20 protein-coding genes are annotated in these 19,122 nt (G+C 38.0%); 7 read left to right on the top strand and 13 right to left on the bottom strand.

What is annotated here, in order from left to right; all coding sequences use genetic code 11:
• Positions 1 to 59: 59 nt before the first annotated feature.
• Positions 60 to 719 (top strand): response regulator transcription factor, encoded by a 660-nt coding sequence (locus tag IV514_RS00330; protein ID WP_206482935.1) that lies wholly within the window; start codon positions 60 to 62, stop codon positions 717 to 719.
• A 47-nt stretch (positions 720 to 766) separates the two neighbouring features.
• On the opposite strand, the gene IV514_RS00325 is transcribed toward IV514_RS00330, so the two are convergent.
• Positions 767 to 4,210 carry a PAS domain-containing hybrid sensor histidine kinase/response regulator gene (locus tag IV514_RS00325; protein WP_206482934.1) on the bottom strand — a complete coding sequence of 1,148 codons (3,444 nt, stop codon included), beginning with the start codon at positions 4,208 to 4,210 and terminating at the stop codon, positions 767 to 769.
• 140 nt (positions 4,211 to 4,350) lie between these two features.
• A complete protein-coding gene (locus tag IV514_RS00320; RefSeq protein WP_206482933.1) occupies positions 4,351 to 5,274 on the bottom strand; it encodes an HDOD domain-containing protein in 924 nt (307 codons plus the stop codon).
• Between the two features lie 223 nt (positions 5,275 to 5,497).
• Here IV514_RS00320 and IV514_RS00315 point away from each other — a divergent pair, with 223 nt between their 5' ends.
• The 6 genes from IV514_RS00315 to IV514_RS00290 all read left to right on the top strand — a co-directional run bounded on the left by IV514_RS00315 (position 5,498) and on the right by IV514_RS00290 (position 9,305).
• A complete protein-coding gene (locus IV514_RS00315) occupies positions 5,498 to 5,938 on the top strand; it encodes a hemerythrin domain-containing protein (RefSeq protein WP_206482932.1) in 441 nt (146 codons plus the stop codon).
• A gap of 5 nt (positions 5,939 to 5,943) precedes the next feature.
• A complete protein-coding gene (locus IV514_RS00310) occupies positions 5,944 to 6,210 on the top strand; it encodes a DUF2249 domain-containing protein (protein WP_206482931.1) in 267 nt (88 codons plus the stop codon).
• Positions 6,207 to 7,505 carry a hypothetical protein gene (locus IV514_RS00305; RefSeq protein ID WP_206482930.1) on the top strand — a complete coding sequence of 433 codons (1,299 nt, stop codon included), beginning with the start codon at positions 6,207 to 6,209 and terminating at the stop codon, positions 7,503 to 7,505. Before IV514_RS00310 ends, IV514_RS00305 begins: the two co-directional genes overlap by 4 nt.
• 82 nt (positions 7,506 to 7,587) lie before the next feature.
• Positions 7,588 to 7,971 (top strand): response regulator, encoded by a 384-nt coding sequence (locus tag IV514_RS00300; RefSeq protein ID WP_206482929.1) that lies wholly within the window; start codon positions 7,588 to 7,590, stop codon positions 7,969 to 7,971.
• A gap of 212 nt (positions 7,972 to 8,183) precedes the next feature.
• Positions 8,184 to 9,053, top strand: a complete 870-nt coding sequence (locus IV514_RS00295) for an SPFH domain-containing protein (RefSeq protein ID WP_241242122.1) — start codon at positions 8,184 to 8,186, stop codon at positions 9,051 to 9,053.
• Between the two features lie 57 nt (positions 9,054 to 9,110).
• Entirely contained in the window at positions 9,111 to 9,305 is a 195-nt protein-coding gene (locus tag IV514_RS00290) for an Arc family DNA binding domain-containing protein (RefSeq protein ID WP_206483968.1), read from the top strand.
• 265 nt (positions 9,306 to 9,570) lie between these two features.
• Here IV514_RS00290 and IV514_RS00285 read toward each other — a convergent pair whose 3' ends face one another.
• The 11 genes from IV514_RS00285 to polA all read right to left on the bottom strand — a co-directional run bounded on the left by IV514_RS00285 (position 9,571) and on the right by polA (position 19,079).
• On the bottom strand, positions 9,571 to 10,968 hold the full coding sequence (locus IV514_RS00285; protein WP_206482928.1) for a serine hydrolase domain-containing protein: 1,398 nt from the start codon (positions 10,966 to 10,968) through the stop codon (positions 9,571 to 9,573).
• Between the two features lie 273 nt (positions 10,969 to 11,241).
• Positions 11,242 to 11,571, bottom strand: coding sequence for a DUF6614 family protein (locus tag IV514_RS00280; RefSeq protein ID WP_206482927.1), 330 nt, complete (start codon positions 11,569 to 11,571; stop codon positions 11,242 to 11,244).
• Between the two features lie 85 nt (positions 11,572 to 11,656).
• Positions 11,657 to 12,688, bottom strand: a complete 1,032-nt coding sequence (locus IV514_RS00275; RefSeq protein WP_206482925.1) for a DUF2157 domain-containing protein — start codon at positions 12,686 to 12,688, stop codon at positions 11,657 to 11,659.
• 179 nt (positions 12,689 to 12,867) lie between these two features.
• A complete protein-coding gene (locus tag IV514_RS00270; RefSeq protein WP_206482924.1) occupies positions 12,868 to 13,062 on the bottom strand; it encodes a DUF4177 domain-containing protein in 195 nt (64 codons plus the stop codon).
• A 175-nt stretch (positions 13,063 to 13,237) separates the two neighbouring features.
• Entirely contained in the window at positions 13,238 to 13,453 is a 216-nt protein-coding gene (locus IV514_RS00265; RefSeq protein WP_206482923.1) for a TIGR02450 family Trp-rich protein, read from the bottom strand.
• Between the two features lie 192 nt (positions 13,454 to 13,645).
• A complete protein-coding gene (locus IV514_RS00260) occupies positions 13,646 to 14,050 on the bottom strand; it encodes a DUF6559 family protein (RefSeq protein WP_206482922.1) in 405 nt (134 codons plus the stop codon).
• Between the two features lie 101 nt (positions 14,051 to 14,151).
• Positions 14,152 to 14,469 (bottom strand): hypothetical protein, encoded by a 318-nt coding sequence (locus IV514_RS00255; protein ID WP_206482921.1) that lies wholly within the window; start codon positions 14,467 to 14,469, stop codon positions 14,152 to 14,154.
• A gap of 153 nt (positions 14,470 to 14,622) precedes the next feature.
• Positions 14,623 to 14,964 (bottom strand): hypothetical protein, encoded by a 342-nt coding sequence (locus IV514_RS00250; RefSeq protein ID WP_206482919.1) that lies wholly within the window; start codon positions 14,962 to 14,964, stop codon positions 14,623 to 14,625.
• A gap of 199 nt (positions 14,965 to 15,163) precedes the next feature.
• Positions 15,164 to 15,574: a hypothetical protein gene (locus tag IV514_RS00245; RefSeq protein ID WP_206482915.1), complete on the bottom strand. Its 411-nt coding sequence runs from the start codon at positions 15,572 to 15,574 to the stop codon at positions 15,164 to 15,166.
• A 118-nt stretch (positions 15,575 to 15,692) separates the two neighbouring features.
• Positions 15,693 to 15,926, bottom strand: a complete 234-nt coding sequence (locus IV514_RS00240) for a hypothetical protein (RefSeq protein ID WP_206482913.1) — start codon at positions 15,924 to 15,926, stop codon at positions 15,693 to 15,695.
• A gap of 414 nt (positions 15,927 to 16,340) precedes the next feature.
• Positions 16,341 to 19,079: a DNA polymerase I gene (gene polA, locus IV514_RS00235; RefSeq protein ID WP_206482911.1), complete on the bottom strand. Its 2,739-nt coding sequence runs from the start codon at positions 19,077 to 19,079 to the stop codon at positions 16,341 to 16,343.
• Between the last annotated feature and the right edge of the window lie 43 nt (positions 19,080 to 19,122).

The raw sequence follows: 19,122 nt of genomic DNA, 5'->3' as shown, positions 1-19,122 counted from the left end.
TATAAGCTTTTTTTATAATAACCAGTATACTGTTTGTAGAATAGTTTGAGGAACCCAAAATGATCCAGCCAGAAAAAATAATAATAGCTGATGATCACCCATTATTCAGACAAGCGCTTTTAGATACGCTAAAAGTAAAACTGACGCAAACGCAATGGGTAGAAGCACAAACAATTGAGGAACTGGAGCAGCAATTACATGCCCATAACGAGGCTGATCTGCTATTACTCGATCTTAACATACCTGGCGCGCATGGCTTTAATACATTAATTCACGTAAGAAACCATTTCCCGCAAGTCCCCGTGGTAGTGGTTTCAGCGCATGAAGATCACGATACCATAGCGAAAGCGATGGAATATGGAGCAGCAGGTTTTGTCCCTAAATCTACACCCGTCGAAAGTATTCTTATAGCCATTCAGCAAGTATTACTTGGTGATATTTGGTTACCCGACTCTTTCCAGCAGCAACAAAAAAGTGATGATAACAGTGATATTGCCACACGTGTTGCCAGTTTAACGCAGCAGCAATATCGAATTTTAATGATGTTTGCTCAAGGAATGCTCAATAAACAAATTGCGTATGATTTAAATGTTTCTGAAGCGACCATTAAAGCGCATGCAACCGCAATTTTTCGGAAACTAAACGTGAGAAACCGTACCCAAGCCGTTATTGCAATCGGACAACTTGATCTAAACGATACCAACTTTACCGACGATTAGCGCGGTATCACCTCTGCACAATGATATTAAAGCCTGTTGCCAACAGGCTATTGAATATATTTATCTTGTAAGCGTTTTGCCAACATCGCACTCATCATGGCTCTAAGCGCAGCAGGTTTCACTAATTTTCTCATAAAACCAACATCAGCCGCTTTAGTTTTATCTTCTATATCACTGTCTGTAGTGGCAGTGATCAATATCGCGGGTAAATAATGGGCGCACTGCTCACGTAATGAAGCAATTAACGATAAACCATCGTGATCATTATCTAATTGATAGTCTACTAATAAAATTTGTACATCATTCCCATGCTGAGTAAATAAATTTAACGCTTCTTGGTATGAATCTGCCGCCAATACCGTGCACTGCCATGCCGATAATAGCTCTACCATGCCACTGAGAACATCGGGATCATTATCAATACACATCACCGTAATATCATTAAAGCCAACATTGATCACGGCTCGCTCCACTACAGGCTTAAATTCAGCCTGAGCTTTAGCAACTGTGATGGTGAATTTACACCCTTGCTGCTCTTTTGACACTAACTTAAGCGGATGACCTAACAGTTGCGTCAAGCTTTGGGTAATATTGAGCCCTAAACCTAACCCTCTACTCGATTGTGATGAAGTATTACTTAATTGGGTGAACTGCTCAAAAACCAACGACTGCTTTTCTATTGGAATGCCGGGGCCATTATCTAATACCTGTAAAATAACCTGTTCTTTGAAGACCCTTGCACCTAATAAGACTTTACCCGGGCTGGCATAGCGAAAAGCATTACCTATTAAATTTTGTAGAATACGATGTAATAAATTTCGATCGGAATAAACCCAAGCCGAAGTATAAGCAATACGAAACTCGACTTCATGTTCAATTGCTGAGGCAGAAAATTCTTGGTCAAGCTCTTCAAATAAACTGTTTAAGGAAAAATTACTGAACTGAGGTTTAATATTGCCACTTTCAATGCGCGCTATTTCACTGAGATCAGCCAACAAGTCATTGGCAACTTTGAGCGAATGATCAATATTTTTCACCTGACGCTGCTGTGCGTCATTTAAATTATTTTGACTTGCCAAGGCAGAAGTAAACAACCTCGCCGCCTCCAATGGTTGCATCAAGTCATGGCTACAAGCCTTTAAATACAAGCTTTTTTTCACATGCGCTTGCTCTGCCTTTTCTCTTGCAGCCGCAAGCGCTTCATTGGCAAGTTCAAGCTTTTGGGTTCGCTCTTTAATTAAATCTTCCAAGTCCACATTAGCATCTTTAAGCACTTGCTCCGCTTGACGATAAGCGGTGATATCGGAAAACATCATCACAAAACCACCATCAGGCAATGGATTACCTTCAATGCGGATCACTTGTCCATTATCCTGTTGCCGCTCTGAACTATGAGAACTGCCACTGCGCAAATACTGTAAGCGCTTACTCACTTGCTGCTCAACATCCCCAGAGCCACAAAGTCCTCTACTGGCATTGAAGCGGATCAATTGCTCAATGGGTGCGCCTTTGTAAATCAGCTCTTCAGGATATTGAAAAATATCAAGATATTTTCGATTCCACGCCACCAAATTTAACTCACTATCGACAATCGAAATACCTTCACTGGCGTTTTCAATCGCACTTTGCAGTAAAGTTTCACTATACTGCTGCTTTTGATTCGACGCATCTTCAACCAGCACAGCCAAATCTTCAAGCGCAATATCCCGACCGTCAACAGCAGACGATAACACTAAACGCGCCGATGACGCCCCCATCACACTCGCTAAGGTTTTCTCAGCGTGTTGCAGTAGTGCTTGATTATAAGTGGCAGTACCTAATTCTTTTTTAATATTTTTACGTTGAAATTTAGCGAAACTATTGGACGCTTTTGACACCCCGACAAAGCGTGATGTTAATAACTCAAGTTCTTGGTAATCTATGCGGCGATTTTTGCCGTTAGATAATAAGCTAGGGGATTGCCATTCAAGAAAAATCGACGCTTGCACCCGCTCCTGAACACTTTGCCTACTGACTTGAGAAAGCGCCCACATGACAAAGACATTTGCCATTAAGCTGATTAAGCTAGAAGTGCTGTTGGCCGGTAAGATACCGTCATTAAATGGTTGTTCATATAAACCAAATTGCGGTAAGAAGTTTAAAATTAGCCACAACATGAAACCGACTAAAATACCACCATACACCCCTGTTAAACTAGCTCGACGCCAATAAAACGCGGCAATCAATGCTGGCGTTAACTGAGCAAAAGCCCCGAATGCCACTTCCCCCATAGAACTTAAGGTATCGGGTGAAGCCATCAGAAAAACCGCATAACCGAGTAAAGTTACCATCAATACTAATAACTTACGGATTTTCAGCAACCGATAGCGGAAATGATCATATTCAATCTCATGATGATTCTGGCTTTTACTGCGAAACAACCATGGAAAGACAATTTCGTTACTTAGCATAGTGCTTAAAGCAATAGAGGAGATAATCACCATAGAGCTCGCCGCCGAAATCGCGCCAAGAAAAGCAATCAATGTCAGCCAAGTTTGTTGCTCAATCCAAGGTAAAAATAAAACATAAGTATCAGCCGGAACACTATCACCAAGCAAAATTTGCCCCGCCAACCCTAACGGCGCCGCAAATATGGCGAACACTAATAAATATAACGGAAAGACTCGCCTACTGAGCCAAGTATGCTTTTGATCTTTTAACTCAACCACCATCACCTGAAATTGTCGTGGCAAAGAAAGAAATGCCGCCATCACAATAATCAACATGGCTGTCATCGATAAAATACTATCGACATTAAAGTTATTATACATTTGCACATTGGCTTCTGAGCGATGCCAAATTTCAGCTGGCGAATCAAACAAAAAGAAAGTCACAAAAATACCAATAGCTAAAAATGCCACTAACTTCACTAAGCTTTCAAATGCAATTGCGAGCACAACTCCAGGGTGGCGTTCAGTCACATCAATATTACGAATACCAAACACTATGGTAAAACCCGCTAAAACCAGACTTACAATTAAACCAAAACCCCAAGTACTGACGGTATTTGACGCCTGTAATTGCTGGAAAGAATAGACAATGGCTTTAAGTTGCAGTGCGATATAAGGCATGGTGCCTATTAAGGCAACTAAGGTAACGACAATGGCTAAGTTGTGAGATTTACCAAAACGTGCAGCTAACAAATCAGCGATAGAAGTTAAATTTAATTTTAAACTAATACGAATAATACGTTGAATAAATGGCCAAGCGAACACGAATAACAAAATTGGCCCGAGATAAATCGGTATGTGTGACAAAAAGTTAGACGATGCTTGTGCTGACGTTCCTAAAAAGCTCCACGAAGTACAATATACACCGAGTGATAATGCGTAGATAATACTTTGGCTTTTTTGCGCAATTCGATGACGATATTTATCACCTAAATACGCAATAATAAAAAGTAGCCCAATATAACTAATACTGATGAAGGTAAGTTGCCAGTTAGGGAACATGGGGATGCTCTATTGTTATTATGATTGATACCATCGTTACCTTAGCAAGTTAGCCACCCAAATAACAATGGTTATAGCTAAGACATAAGTCTAAATTAACGCCTTATTTTCAGAACAAAAACGACTAAAATACTGTATGTTTATGAAATACTTGCAGCAATATCGACCGCTTGTTCATTAAAGGACTCAAACACTTCGTCACTGATCGCTAATTCTTGTTGTAATGTTTGATATTGTTTTTGGCTGATATCCTGCTTCACTCTGAGCAAATAATTCTCACTAAGACGATTAGCACGATAGAGCAGCTCTCCTAAGACATCACGTTCAGTTAATCGTTGCTGAAACAATGCGTGTTGGTAAATACTCGGTAACTGCCATTCTTTCGCAATTAGGTAACTAATTTCCATGGACAAATCTGTCATCAAAATTTTAAATTCCCGACTACTGGGCATTAACGAACTAAAGGTGTTTTTACTCACTTCAGCCAGTCCATTGAAGACAATAATTCGTCCCATATCATGCACTAAGCCAATAAAATATGCATCCGCTTCACTAATATTTTCATCTTTAGCTATTAGCTCACACAAGGTGGCACATTGTACTGAATGAGTCCAAATTTGCCGACCATAGATCTTATAAAAAAAAGGGTCGCACGGGATAACTTCCGCCAATAATAAAGTACTGGCTATTTTCATCAGCCCTGTTGTGCCTAAAAATGCCGCCGCCTTACGTAAATGGATGACTTCTTCATTATTACGATTGTAACGTGCAGTATTAGCCACCTTAAGTACTTCAGCCGCAAACATAGGATCTTTTTCAATGATCTCTATATAAGTCATCAGGTCACTGTATGGATCTTTAAGCGCGTCTAATAGTTTAATTAGCATCTCAGGTAATAACGGGATGCGACTCTTTACTTCCGTTGGCTGCTTAAGTTTTTCCAAGGTATGTGCAAACGTATTACGCTCGATTAAATTCATGCTGCCACGAGCATGTAAACTACCGAACATTGCGTCATAAAAATCTGTATTCAATTCTTCAGTTAAAATAAATTTATGAGTCACGTACCTGTGCCTTAAGAAAAAACATATAAATACCTAAGGTTCATTTTCCAAATAATTAAACTTACAGCTAATACTAGCGTTAAATTAGAAAAGCTCAATTGTACTGAACAATCTTATATTAAAAACAATAAATAAAGACAAACAAACTTTTTCTTATTTTAAGTCAAGTCCTAAAGTTAAATGCTCGTTACAATCAAATTATTCACTAATTGAGAGATTAACAATGACTTCCGTACCCGAATTTATGACCTTAAAGCATCGCGAATGTGATGATTACTTTACCGAAGCAGAATCTGCCGTTGCTCAAAACAATTGGACAGACGCTACCACAAAATTTGACGAATTCAAAAAAGAATTGTTAATGCACTTAGCAGCTGAAGAACAAACTCTTTTCCCACAATTTGAACAAGCTACCGGCATGACATCAGGTCCAACACATGTGATGCGTATGGAACATGAACAAATGCGTGCCATCTTAAATGATTTATCAGCTGCGCTCGCATCCAACAACAAAGATGACTATTTAGGCTATTCTGAGACGCTAATGGTGTTAATGCAACAACATAATATGAAAGAAGAGATGATGCTGTATCCAATGGCGGCACAACATATTAGCGATCAGGCATCGCTATTAACCGCACTCAAAGCGGATTGTGCTGGCTAAGCAATATGTGTTCTTTGGTTGAACTTGATGTTTCAGCACTAGCACCGCCTGAACCACTCGTTAACATAACCACGGCATTAGCTAAATTGGCGAATCAGCAAGTGTTAAAAGTATTACACCGCCGAGAGCCATTCCCGTTATATGAACAGCTTAATGCCGCTGGCTGGCATTATCACACGATAAAATTTAGCAATGATAGTTATGCTATTTACATATTTCGCCCCCAAGTACAAACTGCGGCAATGGCATTAATTGCTCAGGATCAACCATGAACTTGGCTGGTTTATCGTTCAATGCACTGCCACCAATTAGCATTCCTTTTCGCTATTTTGCAACGGCGCCGCTATTTATCATCGCTATCGCTTTTTTCATGCTTTTTAATGGCGAGCAAATCTGGTCAAGCCGATGGCACCCCAGCACCATATTGGTGACTCATGGTTTCACCCTCGGTTTTTTTACCATGGTGATGATGGGAGCTATTATTCAAATATTACCTGTGGTGGGTGGTGTAGGTATTCCTCAGGTCAAACTCATTGGTAAGCTTTGCCATTCACTCCATACCATTGGCACTACATTATTATTAATCCACTTTGCTTGGCCTCACCCCTATATTACCATCATGGCTATATGCATGCTCGCACTGAGCTTTACTCTTTACATAAGCGCTGTCGCCAGTGTGTTAATCAAAAAACTGAGCCAAGGTGAAACCATCGTTGGCATTCGATTGGCTATATCAACCTTAGCATTAACCATTCTTTTAGGGTTATTGCTGCTAGCCCAATATCTGGGCATTGATATATTACCCCAAGATAAAGTATTCACTAACCTACATTTGATGCTTGGTTTTGGCTGGGTCAGCTTACTGATCATATCGGTGAGTTTTCAAGTCGTGCCTATGTTTCATGTAGCGCCCAGCTTTCCTACATGGCTAATGAAGCTCTTACCTTTAAGCATTTTCTTATTACTAATTGCGGCACTAATCATCCCTAATACCTGGTTACCCTTACCTGTAATTGTCAGTGCATTATTATTAATACACTGCCTGTTCGCGATCACACTACTACGCGTAATAAAACAACGTAAGCGACAAATAGCAGATACTACCATCAGCTTTTGGCAACTTGCCGCCATCAGTTTATTTGCAATCACTATATTGATGATAATACCTGCACATTGGTGGCCTCAGATCATTCAGGCCAACTTTCCATTATTGATTGGTGCCCTTTTTATCTATTTTTTTGCCAGTTCAGTGTTACTGGGCATGCTTTTGAAAATTTTACCTTTTCTAAGTTATACCCACTTACAGCAACGTTGTTTGACGCAGTTTTCAGCCATGGCGCACCTGCCAAATATGCATGCGTTTATTAGTAAGCGCCAAGGTTTATGGTTGTTTATTCTTCATCTTGCTAGTGGCTGTAGTTTAATAGCCACCATACTTATGCCGATGTTAAATCCAGTATTCTCCTTACTGTTATTGAGCCAATTTGCATGGCTTGGCCTGCTGATCACTAACGTGTGTTTACGCTATCACCACACAAGCAAATTAATTGATTCACTTGAGTCATAGTCAATCACTCCCCTTACTCACACTTTACAATTGCTTAGCAACTTTTTAAGATGAATTAATCAATTGCCAATAAACACTCTCCATGCCAAATGACATTGAATCAAGTATCTTAATTGTCGACGACAGTAAAATTAATGTGCGAATAATTTCTAAGATGATCGAAGAGCTTGGTCATCAAATTTATGTTGCTTCCAATGGTATTGAAGCGCTAAAACTGCTGACAAAATTTAAGCCTACGATAATTTTAATGGATATAAAAATGCCTAAAATGGATGGCTTCTCTTGTTGTCAACGCATAAAACGGTCAGCCAGTCGTGCCGATATTCCGATTATTTTCATGTCAGGCTCTCATGATAAAAGCGATATTGATAAAGCAAAAGCCATAGGTGGTAAAGACTACTTAACCAAACCGATAAATATAGAGTTACTCAAGCAAGCAATTGACTTTAATATGCCTTGGTCATAAATATCACATTTCAAATTTTTATTAACGTAAGCAACATCCTCTTCTTTTAACCCCACGCTTGCTTTTAATCCGCGGGTTAAGCCGATCAGAGTATGCTCTCCTCATCTCTTTTTACGTGTTGTCACATTATATTGAATAAATTTTCAGCAAAATACTTGCTTAAAACCTCATTTTGATATCATAATGATATCACTTAACAACTTAAGGAGTTGATGATGTTAACGGAAAAAGAAATCAAAGCACCTAACGGTATCATGTTTATTTTTATCTTACTTGCCTTACAACTTGCGACTTTCGCCGTTGTTTTTAATGGGATCAGTAATCAATCAGGAATGCAAACTGCTATCGGTTTGGTGCTTGCAGTTCCGGTCTTTATTTGTTGGTTTGGCTTTTTCATGGTCAATCCAAAAGAAGCCCGCGTGTTACAACTTTTTGGTAAATATGCAGGTACAGTGCACTTGCCAGGCTTACGATGGGCCAACCCTTTTTATTCCAAATCTCGGGTTTCTATGCGAGTAAGGAATTTTGAAAGTGGCAAATTAAAAGTTAACGATAACAATGGCAACCCCATTGAAATTGCGGCAGTGATTGTTTGGGAAGTGGTGGATAGCGCCGAAGCGGTATTTAACGTTGATGATTATGAAGACTTCGTTTCTATACAAAGTGAATCGGCTTTACGTAATTTAGCGACTAGCTATGCTTATGACCACCATGATAATGATGAAATATCACTTAGAAGTCACCCTAATGAAATCTCTAAAGCACTAAAATCTGAGGTACAAGAACGACTCGCAAAGGCCGGTGTAAATGTAATAGAAGCACGGATCAGTCATTTAGCTTATGCGCCAGAAATCGCCAATGCGATGCTGCGTCGCCAACAAGCAATGGCGATTATCGCCGCCAGACAGAAAGTGGTTGAGGGTGCTGTTGGTATGGTTGAAATGGCGTTAACACAATTATCTGAACGTGAAATTGTCGATCTGGATAGTGAACGCAAAGCCGCCATGGTCAGCAACTTATTAGTGGTATTATGTAGTGATGAAGCTGCACAACCAGTAATTAATTCAGGCAGCTTATATTAATTCAATTAAGGATGTTGTCAGTACATCATCCTTTTCTGCTCACCAAGACTAGAGGTTATTGTGGCAAAAAAAGCCTATCCATTACGTGTTAATGAACAAGTATTAAAGGCAATGCAACAATGGGCTGACGATGAACTTCGCAGCCTAAATGCGCAAATTGAATATGTGTTACGGGATGCTCTGCGTAAAAATGGTAGAACAAAACCACCAACCATTACCCCTATTATTGATCCTGATGACAGCAATGAGTAACTCACGCCACCGGCAAAGAGTCATTTAAAGTAAGTTTATTACAGAGTATTGCCATTAAATTTCAGGCAAAAAAAAGCCGATAAACAATTATCGGCTAATTAGCTATGAGGAAAGCTAGAATATACAAATTATTACAACAAGCGTTCGCTTAGGAACGATTAGAATTATAGAGTAATTACTCATCCTATGTAAAGCACTTTTTGTAATTAAATTACATAATCGTATTAAAGCTACAATAATTGGATAGTTTTCCACAAAAAATAACCTAGATCTTATGGGCGTTCATTCCCCAAAAGTTAAGAATACCATTTTCTAAAACCTTAATGACTGCCCCATCTTCTAGCATAACTAATGAGTTTTTAGATATAGGATACAATTGATGTGTTGTACCTCTGGGGGTTTTTAATTCTAAATAATTATCGACTTGATATATTTCAACGCTAAAACCTGCTTTAGAAAATCGATAACTACCAACAAGCTCCTGAAACTTCGATGTTTTCCAATTTGCTAGTGTGAGCTTTGTACTTTTATACGCATCCCATTCAAATTGGCCTGAGACGCTACGCATAATTTCTTCAATCAGTCTGTTACTGTAATTACTATTTGCCATGACCACTACCGCATCACCTAACTCTGGAAAAGCAACCATATATGCCCTATAACCTTTGTTCCAACCAGCGTGGTCAATATGTAAATCAATTCCCTTACCATGAACACCAAAACCTAAACCCATTTTTGACTCAACAACGGTCGCAACTTCTTTTGCCTGCTCTTTAGACATCATCTTGGAATCAACACCTTGATATGATTTCATATAAGCAATAAGTAAGTTCGCAATGTCAGTTGGTGTTGACCAAAGCCCAGCAGCTGCTTTTTGAGGATAATTGAACCAACCAGATGGATATGTATTCCCCGAATAACCGTGCCCTTTAGCGATATTAAATTTACTAGAATGATCCATTATTTTAAAATGACTTTGCGGAGCATTAAACGTTTTAAAAAGCTCTGAGTGCATAAATTGAGAGAAAGACTGTTTGAAAACGTTCTCAATCACTAACTGCAATAACGAGTACCCCCCGCCAGAGTAATTATATTGGCCAATTGGCAATTCAACTTTTACAGCTTTTAACTCTCCAATACCATTTAGAATATCAAATAAATTAGGGAGTTCTGCCCCTTGTTCGTATCCAGAATAAGACGCATTGTTAACACCCGCGGTATGCGACAATAACTGGCGCAATGTTAATGGTTTTCCCTTATTAAACTTCCAAGAATTCAGGTAATTGTTGATTGGCTCATCCAGTGAGAGTTTCTTGCCATCTAACCGGTGCATAATGCCTAGGGCAGTTATTGGCTTACTTATAGAAGCTGCTTGAAACAATGTTTGTTCGTTTACGAGCACTGTACTATTTTTTGCGATATACCCATATGCTTTAGTAAAAATAAGGTCGTTATTTTTGACAATCGCAATACTCACACCCGATGCACCATAACGCTTCATGCGATCTTGTAATTGAAATACTGCGCTATGGTCTCTAAATTGGATAGCAGGCGCTAAAGATTCTTTAAACTTAGTTTCATCAAATTTAAGCTCCTTGGCGTTTACCGATGTAAAATGCAAAAAAACAAGAATGATATACGCTTTTATATATTGAGCTGCCATACTAGACCTTTGGTAAACCTAAGTATAAAAATGTAGCTAACCGTTTTAAGTCGCAATTAGAATGTCCCTTTGGTAATGAGATAGTTATAAATAGTAATTGAGATGGCATTAAATTAACAAAGGTTTAAGAGCTAAATTTTCTGCATGCGTCATTTGTGGACATTTGTCTCCCCCAAAATTGCTTTGCTATTTGCGACACTCAGCCTTTATTAAAATTGGATGTTGTAATACATAGAAAGTAATCCAAGAAAGTTACTAATCACAAATGCCTTGTTATTGCACTAAATCTTCTTTTACCCGCTCTGTAAATGTTACTTTGAATGTTGACACCGATGACATCAATTGGGAATGAGGTTCTTCATTCATATACTTGCTTCGCACTTCACCAAAACCTCTCTCCATATGACTTTCATCTTTAAAGTCTATTGCCATATGGTATTTGAGCATTTCAGTGAAACTAATGGCATTTGTTAAAACATTTATTGCCCAAGAGTCAATTACACCTTTTAGCTGTAAATCATTGGCAAATTCAGAGGCAATTTTCAAGACCTCTGACTCACTAGCGGTTTCTTTTAACTCGAAATATAAATTGTACGTTTTCACAATGCTTAACGCCTATTTAAGGAGCTGATTAATAATTTGCTAAAATGTGTATATTTTGTTCGCTTAAACAGCTTTTTATATGCGATTACGCATGCTTAGATTCTAATAATTTGCGTAATGCTATTGGCAAAAAGCTTCTTGCTTTTGATGTTATTACAGATTCATTTTTTTGCCAAAGAACTCCCAAATAAATCACGAACAATCCAAGCAGTGTTAACGTAATAGGAAATAACCAACTATCTTTAAATATATTTGATGCCAAATGTCCGATGTAACCAGAACAACCTATCGCCCCAAATACAACAAACACCCTTCTTACAATTAAAACGCCTGTAAAAATCATGAAAAGGTTAATGGTGAAATATATAAACTTAGACAATTCACTATCTGAATGTTGAAGTGACATTCCGCCCCAAAATGCAATAACGCCAAAAAGATAGATCCAAAATGAATAGTCCGCTTTATTATGCGATCTAATATCAACCCAAAAAGCGAGAGCTATCATCAGTAACCCTGAATACATAGAAACTAATTTTCTGAGCTCCCAACTATTGTCGCCCTCATTGATCATCACTGCGATATCCATTGTTAAATACCAGAGGGTGACTGCAATAGGCATGACTAAGAAAGGGTATTTGTATCTCCAAGCAATGATGATACCTACAGCTAGCGTACTTAATTCCATATATAGCCAATGCCACTTAATGTATCGATGATATTCGCGATAAACACTTTCATCAGGCCAAACACCTAGTGCATGTTGCAAACCATACACGGCTAACGGAGTTAACGCGATAACAAAAGTTCCACAAATACCAGCAGGAATTGCTAACCCTTTAAATTTGAAAATATTAGTCAGTTTTAATCCGACGACAGCATAAAATAAAGAAATAAATAATATTCCTATTCCTCCGAAAGACTCCCACCCTAAGTTCATAAAAAGCGTCATTGCTCCAATTGCAATCATTCCGCCTATGTAATAAAGAACGTGTGTAAAATCAAATTTAGGACCAGCGTTTGGTTGTCTATTTAAAAATTCAATAAGTTTTTCAGACTGCTCTAATGAAATAATATTTTCATTTACAGCGTCTTCTAAATTCTTTTTATTAAAGTTCAATCAAGACTCCTTCCTCTGGTGAGCATCATACGCCCCATTACTTTACAAACTTGTTAGTTAGCCACCACTCTCTGAGGCAACAAAATCGGCAAGCTCAAAATAAGCGATGCAGTAAACAAATGCCAACTGTTATTTATCCGGTCTAGGTGTCTTATTAGGCATTTAAAGTCTATAGCTACCTAAACTTCTTTTTTCATGACTCCAGCAAATTCCAATCCACCTTCGAGCTCACGGAAATCAACATTCACAAGTTCCCAGCCCTTCGTTCCAAGAGAGTTTAGGTAGGCTTCAACATCTTCACGTTTTCTTCCTTTAAATAGCCCTGCTGATTCGACATCTCGAGTATCTATAATTTTATATTCGTACTTTTTCATTAATCCTCCATAACCTCATTTAGTGATGTATGCCTAACGCTTAACTAAGTAGAGAACAACGCACAAACCAATCCGCAGCATATTACCTTACACACTCAAAACCACTGCAAACCCAGAAAGCCAAGCGTGCGAATTTACTTAAATTCGCTTGTTAGATGTGTTGTCTTAATGTTCGTTATTTCCAACCTTGGAGCCATTTTCCTTGATCTTTAAGTTCCACCCAATCAATTAAGTACTCTTTGTTTGAAAGCACCGCTTCAACTTTACACCCCAAAACTGAACCGTCTTCGTCAAACTCTACCTCTGACACGAGAAAATGCTTTTCTCGATTCAATGGACTCACCGCCGTCCACTTACTGTTGTGCAACTTCGCTGGATTAATTCTATTCATGACCACTCCATAAAAATATAACTTTGCATGATCTTTACGACTTTGCCACAAAGCAAGTTCACTCTTGTTTCGAGTTCTCAAAAAAAAACCAATCGCCCTAATAATTCGCGTAATAAGCTTGACCATTATTAACGAAGAATGAGCACCAGCCAAACTTTAGACATTCATTTCATTAATGCGCTTGTTATATAGCTAACTACCACCAAGTAAATCAAGCCCAATATCCGTAATTTCATTAACGAGTTCAGACCTTGATGAACCACTTTTTAAATTCAATAGTGATTCAAAATTAAAGCGAGGCCAACCATCAAAACATTTATCTGCAATTGCTATACGCAAATCAGAATATGAAGAACTAAACTCCATTGATTGAGCGATGTTCATAAAATCTTTAGGTGAACAAAACATTGCATATGCGTACTGAATATTCTTATTGCTTTCGAACACTTCTGAAAAAATACTATCTACCTCTTCTGAAGTATAAAACTCTTTTTTATCAAAATTTTTTACAAGCTTCTTCGGCATTGAAGTAGCAATTGCTTTAATAGAGTTCTCGTCTCGGAAAGTATCAAACATGTTGGCCGACTCCTTTGCCATATAATGCCTAAATAATGGGCATGTATCAGTTGGTTAAAATGTGCAGCGAAGCGGAACCGAGCAAACTGTTAGCAGTCCCGCTCTTTATTACCTTGTTATGTTTATGATTTTTGACACTTAATTATGTCTTTATTTATATTTAGGTTAACAATGCCATTTTGATTATCTTGATATTCACTCCAACCGTTTGGACAATTTTTAGCGTTAAAGTCTACAATTGCTCCCTTAGGTAAAACTACTTGAAATTTTTTTCTTTGCTCGAGTTGATTTTCAAGCTTTGATATCTTTCTTTGCAGACATTTAACAGACTCTTTTGAATTACTAGTAATTGAACAATCACTAGCTAAAGCACTGAAAGAATTAAATGATAGAATTACTGATACAGTGATTAACGAGGTAATTAGTTTAAGGTTTGTCATCTGATAGTCCTTTTTCATGATTATAGAAGCTTAAAGTAAACACTATATTAAATAAACTTAACGCCGTAATATAGGGCGCATAAATGCTTGGCTAAAATTAGCGAGGAACGAGCGACAGCCAAGCTTTAGACGTCACATTCATCATTACCCTTTTTAGGTAAATATTAATGACATAGTTAAGCCTGTAATAATCTCTGAAGCCCATAAACTGAAAAAATAAACAATTGATACAATCACGGCATGTTTATTTGAGAGCTCAAATTTAGCTTTAGAACGCACAAAGACATAAAATATAGTTACCAGAATAATGGACAATAATATAATTAGATTGATTGTTGCATCTAGTTCTGTAATCCGAAGTAATAAACGTGTGGCAATTAGAACGATAAAAGGAATAGCTAAGAAGAACAAAATATCTTTGAATGTAGCTTTAATTGCAATAAAACTGTTTATTACGAAAAATAATACTATTGAAACTAAAATAATACCGAGCACAAAACTCTCCTTGTTTACCTATAAAGTTTATGGTGAATAATCTTAAAGCTTTCTTTGGAAACTAAAAAGTTACCACCGCCACCCCTTTTCATATAGAACTTCTAACGCCTCATTCAGAGGCAAATAATTGTTGGCTAAAATAGCGACGCAGGAGCAAAAGCCAACTGTTTTTCCCGTTTGATGTTCTTGTTATACGTTTTTACTCAGAAGCTGCAACGTCAAGTAATGATAAATTACAATTAACAGAATATGTACGGCTATCTAGTGATTTTTTATCTTCTGTTTTTACTATATCTACCGTGAAATAAAAAACTTCACCGTTGATACTAACAATATCAATAAATGTAGTTTCTGATATCCATAGCTCTTGTCTAACACTTCTCCCTTTTTGTTTAGTATTTCTGTGGGTAATTCCTCTATAACCTTTTAAACATTCAGCAAATCTTCCCAGTTTTCCGCTATATAATGGTTTACTGGGGTATCCTCTTTCTTTTAATGTAAACTTTGTATCTTTTGAAATTTGAGGAATGACTTCTAATATAACTTCGTCAGGATCAGAACAGCCCACAGTTAAAACCGTTAAGAGTAAAACCTGTTTAATTAAATTCATAGTTCGATAAACGTATAACGCCGCGTTAAACGGCTGAGTAATGCTTGCTAAAATGTGAAGCGAAGCGGAACCGAGCAAGCTGTTAGCAGTCCCGTTACTGTAATGGCTTGTTAGCTGTTTATTGTACAGGCTTAGTTCTATTGCTTATAAAAGATTTAGCCAGAATAGTACCTATGTAAAATAACCCTACAAAAACACCAAGGTCGATAAGTAATTTTTGTAAATCAAATGCGTCAGAAAATAAAGCGTACTCAAACGAGAAATAATAAAATATACCTTTTGACCCCAAATATGCGATTAAGAATGGAACTAAAAAGGTTAAAATAGGTTTACTTGATTGATTATTTTCCATGATTGAATCTCCTTTATTAATTTAATCAACGTAACTTTGAAAAACAGCTAACAGTATATTATGTAGATGTCTTAGTAATACACATCTACCAGTTTTTATTTAAACTACCAGAAAAGTTAAAACTTACAACAAGTTAAACTATCTCATGCGCTATTAATTAACTCATATCAAGGAACCACTTAAAATTCTTACTAATATCCAACCTTAATTTAACTAATTTAGCTAAACAAAACAGATAGATATTCATCTGAAGGACGCACACATTGTTTAAGCTGCCTGATCAACTGTGAGCGACAACAAATAAATCTGCTAACACTAAGCGACTTTGTTGTATCTTTCTTTCATACTAATAAAAAAAACTCAGTGTTAATTGCACTGAGTTTTGTCATTACGTAGTTAATTGTCTACGACAAGCTAGTGTGCTTGTTCCCAATTATCACCAATACCAGCTTCGGCAATTAGCGGCACATTTAGCTCCACCGCGTTATTCATGATCTCCACCAGTTTTTCAGTCACCGATTCAACAATGTCCTGATGAATTTCAAAAATGAGTTCATCGTGTACTTGCATGGTCATTTTAATACGCGGATCATCTTGCTCTACTATCCATTGATCAACAGCCAGCATGGCTTTTTTAATGATATCTGCCGCTGTGCCTTGCATTGGTGCATTAATCGCAGCACGTTCAGCCCCTTTTCGACGCATCGCATTTTTTGATTTAATTTCAGGTAAATACAAGCGACGACCAAATAGGGTTTCAACATAGCCCTGCTCTGTCGCTTTTTGGCGCGTTTCTTCCATATAACTATGAATACGAGGATAACGTTCAAAGTAAGTATCCATATATTGCTGCGCTTTATTTCGGGCAATGCCTAACTGTTTCGCTAAACCAAAAGCAGACATGCCATAAATCAAACCAAAGTTTATCGCTTTAGCACTACGACGCTGATCACTGGTTACCTGCTCAAGCTCAACAGAAAAAATTTCTGCCGCCGTTGCTTGGTGAACATCTTTGCCTTGTGAAAAAGCATCAAGCAAGCCTGGATCATCGGATAAATGCGCCATAATACGTAATTCGATTTGAGAATAATCAATGGCAACAATTTTATGATCTTTCGGCGCAATAAAGGCATGACGTATCTTACGACCTTCTTCACTACGAATTGGAATATTTTGTAAATTAGGATCGGTTGACGATAATCTGCCTGTGGCGGCAACGGCTTGATGATATGAGGTATGCACTCGCCCTGTTGTGCGATCAACCATTAAGGGTAGTTTATCAGTATAGGTAGATTTTAATTTACTCAACCCACGATTCTCTAAAATCACTTTCGGTAACGGGTAATCTAACGCTAGCTCTTGCAATACTTCTTCAGCAGTAGAAGGTGCTCCTTTAGGCGTTTTTTTAATGACTGGAATGTTAAGTTCTTCAAATAGTATTTTCTGCAGTTGTTTAGGAGAGCCTAAATTGAAACTTTGCCCTGCAATATTATGGGCTTGTACTTCTAACTCTTGTAAACGAGCACCTATGCTTTGGCTTTGTTCTGCCAACATATCAGAGTCAATTAACACCCCTTGCTGTTCCATGCGAGCAAGTACACTCAGCAAAGGCATCTCAATGTTATGAAACACAGATAACTGCCCTTTACGTTGCTCAAGCTGTGGATAAATGGCCTGATGTAAACGTAAGGTAATATCGGCATCTTCAGCAGCATAATGGCCGGCTTTTTCAACTTCAATTTGGTTAAACGTTAATTGCTTGGCGCCTTTACCAGCAATTTCTTCAAAATGCACCGTTTTATAGTCGAGAAATTTCTCGGCTAACGCATCCATATTATGGCGTGTTGCCACACTATTTAAGCAATAGGATTCGAGCATAGTATCAAAATAAATACCCTGTAATTCAATGCCATAACGGCTTAACACATTGGCGTCATACTTTAAATTTTGCCCCACTTTTGCTAATTCTGCGTTCTCTAACAAAGGCTTTAATTGAGCCAATACCCAATCAACCGATAATTGTGCTGGTGCATCGGGATAATCATGAGCAAGCGGTACATAAGCCGCCTTTCCCGGTTCAATAGCAAACGATAGGCCCACCAGTTCTGCTTCCATATAAGCAAGGCTGGTTGTTTCGGTATCAAAGGCAAAAAGCGATGCTTGCGATAACTTGGTTAACCATTCGTTGAACTCATCTTCTGTATAAACAATTTGATAATCCACCTCTTCAGGCGCAGTATTCTTCTCAACTACTTTTTGCTCAGTGTCAGTCTCAGTGTTTTGCGCACCCGATTGTAAATCGGCAAGTAAACGTCTTAATTCATACGCTTGGTAAAGCTCGGTTAGCTTACTAACATCGGGGTCTTTAGGTAATAATTGCTCTACAGAAAGATCTAGCTCTACATCTAATTTAATAGTCGCTAGTTGGTAAGAAAGCGGTAATTGCTCAAGCGCTTTTCGTAAGTTTTCACCTATTTTGCCTTTAACGGAATCGGCATTGGCAATCACGTTATCTAAGGTTTCATGCGCTAACAGCCATTTTACCGCTGTTTTAGGGCCACATTTTTCCACACCAGGGATATTATCAACTTTGTCCCCCATCAAGGCTAAATAATCAATGATTTGATCAGGACGAATACCAAATTTTTCGATCACGCCAGCAACATCCATTTCTACATTGGTCATGGTATTAATTAAGCGCACGTGCTCATTCACTAATTGAGCCATGTCTTTATCGCCGGTAGAAATAACCGTTTCAATACCCATTTGTGTTGCCTGGTGCGATAATGTACCAATCACATCGTCTGCTTCAACACCTTCAATCACTAACAATGGCAAACCCATCGCACGAATAATGTCATGCAAAGGAGCTATTTGGCTTCGTAAGTCATCAGGCATCGGTGGACGATTGGCTTTATATTCAGGATACATATCATTTCTGAATGTTTTACCTTTGGCATCAAAAACCACCACAATATTGCCATTGGGGTAATCTTTCTTCAGGCTACGGATCATATTCAATACACCCGTAATAGCACCAGTAGGTTGACCATCGGCAGTAGAAAGTGCTTGCAAATAAGGCACATGGTAAGCACGAAATAAATAAGAAGAACCATCAACTAAAATTAATGGTGATAATGAGGTATCCGACATGAATAAAAACCTTTACGAAAAAATTAGCGCTAGCATGACATAT

The sequence above is a fragment of the Thalassotalea sp. G2M2-11 genome, from assembly GCF_017168195.1.
Lineage (GTDB): Bacteria > Pseudomonadota > Gammaproteobacteria > Enterobacterales > Alteromonadaceae > Thalassotalea_E.
Note: the sequence above shows the minus strand (reverse complement) of the source record. Positions and strands in the feature narration are given on the sequence as shown.

What these genes read in the sequence shown, in the direction of transcription:
- IV514_RS00305 (WP_206482930.1), top strand. Translation starts at nt 6,207, where the DNA reads ATGAACTTGGCTGGTTTATCGTTCAATGCACTGCCACCAATTAGCATT.
- IV514_RS00285 (WP_206482928.1), bottom strand. Translation starts at nt 10,968, where the DNA reads ATGGCAGCTCAATATATAAAAGCGTATATCATTCTTGTTTTTTTGCAT.
- IV514_RS00255 (WP_206482921.1), bottom strand. Translation starts at nt 14,469, where the DNA reads ATGACAAACCTTAAACTAATTACCTCGTTAATCACTGTATCAGTAATT.
- IV514_RS00240 (WP_206482913.1), bottom strand. Translation starts at nt 15,926, where the DNA reads ATGGAAAATAATCAATCAAGTAAACCTATTTTAACCTTTTTAGTTCCA.
- IV514_RS00295 (WP_241242122.1), top strand. Translation starts at nt 8,184, where the DNA reads ATGATGTTAACGGAAAAAGAAATCAAAGCACCTAACGGTATCATGTTT.
- IV514_RS00270 (WP_206482924.1), bottom strand. Translation starts at nt 13,062, where the DNA reads ATGAAAAAGTACGAATATAAAATTATAGATACTCGAGATGTCGAATCA.
- IV514_RS00245 (WP_206482915.1), bottom strand. Translation starts at nt 15,574, where the DNA reads ATGAATTTAATTAAACAGGTTTTACTCTTAACGGTTTTAACTGTGGGC.
- IV514_RS00310 (WP_206482931.1), top strand. Translation starts at nt 5,944, where the DNA reads ATGTGTTCTTTGGTTGAACTTGATGTTTCAGCACTAGCACCGCCTGAA.
- IV514_RS00325 (WP_206482934.1), bottom strand. Translation starts at nt 4,210, where the DNA reads ATGTTCCCTAACTGGCAACTTACCTTCATCAGTATTAGTTATATTGGG.
- IV514_RS00315 (WP_206482932.1), top strand. Translation starts at nt 5,498, where the DNA reads ATGACTTCCGTACCCGAATTTATGACCTTAAAGCATCGCGAATGTGAT.
- IV514_RS00260 (WP_206482922.1), bottom strand. Translation starts at nt 14,050, where the DNA reads ATGGCAAAGGAGTCGGCCAACATGTTTGATACTTTCCGAGACGAGAAC.
- polA (WP_206482911.1), bottom strand. Translation starts at nt 19,079, where the DNA reads ATGTCGGATACCTCATTATCACCATTAATTTTAGTTGATGGTTCTTCT.
- IV514_RS00330 (WP_206482935.1), top strand. Translation starts at nt 60, where the DNA reads ATGATCCAGCCAGAAAAAATAATAATAGCTGATGATCACCCATTATTC.
- IV514_RS00265 (WP_206482923.1), bottom strand. Translation starts at nt 13,453, where the DNA reads ATGAATAGAATTAATCCAGCGAAGTTGCACAACAGTAAGTGGACGGCG.
- IV514_RS00300 (WP_206482929.1), top strand. Translation starts at nt 7,588, where the DNA reads ATGCCAAATGACATTGAATCAAGTATCTTAATTGTCGACGACAGTAAA.